Genomic DNA, 4,453 nt, shown 5'->3' with positions numbered 1-4,453 from the left:
TATTTCCGACCGCGCTTTTGTGTATACCAACCGATGAGACCGGGAAGGGCTCCGTTGGCGTCCAGCTGAATCCATACGCTGCCGCGGCTGAGTAGAAATCGGCCGAGGTTACCAGCAAAGCGCATGAACTCATTCACATCCCTGCAGTAAGTAAGACGATAAATTGGAACAAGTCCCTTCACATAGTGTTTTTGAAAAACGAATGGATAGCATTCACTTTTGCAACGAACGACAATGCTCAGACAACCGACAGCCGCATGTTGATTTAAAATCTCGCGGTCCGTGACATCCAGGCTTGTTGTTGCGGGATCGAAGACCTCGATATGCACAGACTTGACCGGCCGGCGGAGAAACGCGAACGCGTACATTTGGCCTTTGCAGTATACCGAGAAACCTTGAGCTTCAACTGTAGACCATGTGTGGGGAACGGCCGAAATATTGAAATAGGTAACGTCCTTGTCCTTGGTGGTTGAGGTAATCAGAAGGGATGCAAAGATGCGAAACTCTGGTCGCACATACCAGCTCGAAACGTTGCAGCGAACGATGACGCCGCTAGTCGACAGTACATCTGAAAAAAGCAACAGAATAGCCCCGACTGGCAATCCACCGCTCTCAAGTAGATATCCATAAGTTGGATGTTGCTCCGATCTTGGCCGAACCGCCATGCGATGCAGCCCGCGCAACCAATATGTGCGGGAGCGAGTTGGAAATCCCTCACTTAAAAGTTCCGCAACAGCTGGCAGATCAGCTTCTTTAATCTGTCGAAGCCGAACGGCGGCGCGGGTGGTAGGCATGCGGCTGCTTTGATCGCTATCCTGCTAGGCTTACTTTTGTGTAGCAACTGAGCAGAAAAATCTACCATTAAGTGAATCAGGGTAAATGTGCCATTCGGTACAAACTTACAGGCGACGATATGAGGCAATTTACGATCGACAATAACAACACCAGCTATGTCTTGCTTCTATATCGCCTTCTATATCGTCGTGGATTCCTCGATGTTAGCGGCGATACCAACCTGATTTGATGCTGTCTCAGCGAGGTCGTGACCGCCATGGCCGTTGCGTTGCGCATAAATACGCGCGACCGCCAGCGTATCCGAACGAGGCGAACAAGGTAGCCCTCTGACTATTGTCTGGCATTGAGGATTTTGGCATCAGGGTTATTCTAACAATTAGGAAGCTCAGGAGCGCGCTATCAGCGGACACGCCATCGAACACGAGTTGCCGTAGATTGAATGCCCGATACTATCAGGAACAGGAACCCGAGAGATCGAGCCCAAGATCACCAAAATTAGAATCCGGCAAGCTTGGCGTCGCGATGGGCCTAGCCCGGGATGTCCGAATAAGTGCGTCCAGGAAGCGATGCTTTCTGCTTCAATCCCTTTCCGGATCGGACAACTGAGCATACGCATCGAGCTTGCTTCGCGCGATCGCTCTGGTGGAGAAGGTTAATATGCCGATTGCGAGTGGTTAAGGTGCCAAGGTCGGCGTTTAATCGAATTGCGGCTCGCTCCTGATTTTAAAATATTGCCGAGAGACGCTACCGCAGTAAGGAGCTTCCACGGATAAATCGTCATAAACAGACCTTTTCAATCAAGTTTATGTGGGTTATCAATGAATCCATGGCGCAGTCTATTAGTCCTCCTCTATTTAGTGACGTCCTCGGATTAAATAAATCATAGAGGTTGCGTTGCGTGGATTGTCCTGACCGCCAGCTTTGGCGGGTTGGCTCAAATTGTAGTGTCGTACGAGTTGGTTTGCATTGGGTGCTGGTATGTACGGTTTAGTAACTGCTGCCGATCGATCCGGGCCAGCAACGCAAAATGGCCTTGTTGAAGTCAGTGAACTTTGGCTTGTCCTGCGCCATAGATGGCCTTGGATTATTTGGTCGCTTGCGACGTTTGCTTTGATTGCACTTCTTTACGCACTGATCACTCCGCCGCTTTACTCGTCGACCGCACAAATTCTGGTAGATTCGCGCGCGAGACAAGTCGTAAAGGAGGCAAATCCCGAAACCATGGCGTCAGATGGCGGTATAGTGCAGGCCGAGAGTCAAGCTCGCGTTATCGAGTCGAGTGGTGTTTTATTGCGCGCAATCGCAGCAACCGACCTTCTCAATGACCCTGAATTCAATGGGTCGAGTTTTTTAAGAAGGATGCTTGCCCCGGTGTTGACGAGATGGTCGGAGTCATCGACCGCGGAAGCGAGGACGCTATCGGCCCTACGACGCGTCCTTGCGGTCAAACGCGCCGACAAGGTTCTCGTTGTTGAAGTTGTTGTCACCACCAAAAGCGCCGAGAAATCTGCCAAAATCGCTAACGCGATAGCCGATGCTTATATGCTTGATCAGAGCGACGTAAAGGCCGAGGTATCAAGGAAAGCATCGGCGGACCTGACCGCGCGCCTCGACGGGCAACGCCAACGCGTCCAGGATGCCGAAAACGCAGTTGAAAAATACAAATCCCAGAACCAAATCGTTGCGACATCTGGTCAGCTCGTAGTTGAGCAACAACTCAGCGACGCCAATGCTCAGCTTGGGGCTGCAAAAAGTAAGTCGGTTCGGTTCAAATCCCAAATAGACCAGCTCGATCGACTTCGAAGAGCTGGTGCGGGCACCGATGCGACCGTCGAGGCTATACAGTCGAGCGTCGTCGGCGCGTTGCGCGAGCAAGAATCAACACTTGTTCAACTTCAATCAGATCTGCAATCTCAATATGGACCGCTTCACCCGAAAATGACTGCCGTTCAGAACCAGTTGAGCAATCTTCGAAGGCTGATCGCCACGGAGCTTGGCCGCATTGAGCAGGCGTCTCGCGCTCAGTACGAGCGGGCGTTGGCGGAAGAGCGTCAGATCGAGGACTATGTTGATCGATTGAAGATCGAAACCCTCGCTACTGGGCAAGCTTCGATTCGACTCCGCGAGCTTGAGCGCGATGTCGAAGCCAGCCGCTCTATCTATTCAGCTTTCTTGGTTCGAGCTCAGGAGACGCGGGAACAAGCCAATATCGACACCACGAACTCCCGAATAATTTCGCGCGCTTTGCCAGCGCCAGAAAGAAGCTGGCCCTTAATTGGACTGCTATTGTTCGGTGCATTATGTGCAGGTCTGGGATTTGGAGTCGCCCTAGCGTTCGCCGCCGAATATCTTTCACCCACCTTGCTTACCGCAAAACGCGCAAAAGCTGTAGCGCCATAGCCCTAGAATTTTAGAATGCAAGCATATCGACGACCTGCAGGCTGTTGAAAAGTAGCGGCATTTGACCTACTTTTCCGCTGGTTCGTCGGGCTCGGTGTGAATGATGTGGTGTGGGACCGCTCGCTATTCTCCAAGAACTGCGACCGGCTGCTTGAAGGCGAAATCGCCGCGAAGTTCTTGAGCGCGGTGTTGGCGCAGCCGGGCATGAAGCTGCTTTTGAGTGCGGAGCATTTTTAGGTTGAGGGCACGCTAATCTAAGCCTGGACGTCGATTTCCCACGGCCGGGGCGGAAGAACCACGAAACGGACTTTCACGGCCTGAGACGATCGAACGAAACGCACACCTCGACCGCCTATCCCGAAGCGAGGCTCTATCTAAAGGACCCGGCAGAGTGGCCAAGCTCTATTTTATGTGAACATGCGCTGACGGAGAACCGCAACTATCGTCAATGGGCGACGTTGACGTCCAATATGTCTTGCGGTTCCGTACGCATCCGACGATCGCCGTCTTGTCTGACGCGTGGTATTCCGCGAAGCGTGTGACCTTAAGTCAAGCTTTAAGGTCATCAGGCGATGCGGGTCGAGGTTTTGGGCGGTTTGGAGTCGTCGGCGTCGGTGGTCGCAGGATGACAAGGCGCGGATTGTCGAGGAGACGTTGGCGCCAGGGGCGAAGGCGACGGAGGTTGCGTGCCGCAATGGCGTTGCGGCGAGCGTGGTGTTCACCTGGCGCCGGCAGGCACGGACAGCCGAGCGGGTCGTGCCATGTTTTGCGCCTGTGCAGATTGCCGCGGCGGTAGAAACGGGCGAAGAAATTCGAGGCCTCGGTCCGAAGATGACCGACGGATGCGGCAGTTACCGGCCGCCCGGAATGGACTGATCGAGATCGATCTTGGCAACCGGCGACGCATCCCGGTGGATGCACAATTTGACCCGGAAGCGCTGGCGCGGGTCCTCGACGTGCTGGAACGCCGATGATTGCCATACCGGGCAATGTGCGGGTGTGGCTTGCAACCGGCCAAACCGATATGCGCCGCGGATTCCCGGGCCTTGCGCGTCTGGTTCAGGAGAGCTTGAAGGGGGATCCGAACGCTGTTGATCTCTAGGTTTTTAGGGGGGGCGGCGGCGACCTGATCAAGATCATTTGGCATGACGGCCAGGGCGCGTGTCTGTTCACGAAGCGGTTGGAGCGCGGCCGCTTTCTGTGGCCATCGCTGGCGGACGGCGTTGTCACGATCAGCGTTGCGCAACTATCCTATCTT

General features: G+C 54.0%; 4 protein-coding genes and 2 pseudogenes. 5 read left to right on the top strand and 1 reads right to left on the bottom strand.

The features are described 5' to 3' along the window. Positions 1-794, bottom strand: a 794-nt coding sequence (locus tag ABSE61_RS36210) for a GNAT family N-acetyltransferase (protein WP_423875953.1), incomplete at its 3' end; no start/stop codon positions are given. Positions 795-1,773: 979 nt separating this feature from the next. Between ABSE61_RS36210 and ABSE61_RS36205 the strand changes: the two genes are divergently transcribed. The 5 genes and pseudogenes from ABSE61_RS36205 to tnpB all read left to right on the top strand — a co-directional run. Beyond that, positions 1,774-3,195, top strand: coding sequence for a GumC family protein (locus tag ABSE61_RS36205; RefSeq protein ID WP_423875952.1), 1,422 nt, complete (start codon positions 1,774-1,776; stop codon positions 3,193-3,195). A gap of 60 nt (positions 3,196-3,255) precedes the next feature. Further along, positions 3,256-3,635 (top strand): annotated as a pseudogene (locus ABSE61_RS36200) (transposase); the annotation flags it as partial. Positions 3,636-3,714: 79 nt separating this feature from the next. Next, a complete protein-coding gene (locus ABSE61_RS36195) occupies positions 3,715-4,071 on the top strand; it encodes a transposase (protein ID WP_423875951.1) in 357 nt (118 codons plus the stop codon). Further along, entirely contained in the window at positions 4,038-4,169 is a 132-nt protein-coding gene (locus ABSE61_RS36190; RefSeq protein ID WP_423875954.1) for a hypothetical protein, read from the top strand. Before ABSE61_RS36195 ends, ABSE61_RS36190 begins: the two co-directional genes overlap by 34 nt. Then, positions 4,166-4,453 (top strand): annotated as a pseudogene (gene tnpB / locus ABSE61_RS36185) (IS66 family insertion sequence element accessory protein TnpB); the annotation flags it as partial. The gene ABSE61_RS36190 and the pseudogene tnpB, both read left to right, overlap by 4 nt.

The sequence above is a fragment of the Bradyrhizobium sp. genome (assembly GCF_049519115.1).
GTDB lineage: Bacteria > Pseudomonadota > Alphaproteobacteria > Rhizobiales > Xanthobacteraceae > Bradyrhizobium.
The sequence above is the reverse complement of the archived record's forward strand: the minus strand, read 5'-3'. Positions and strand labels throughout refer to the sequence as shown.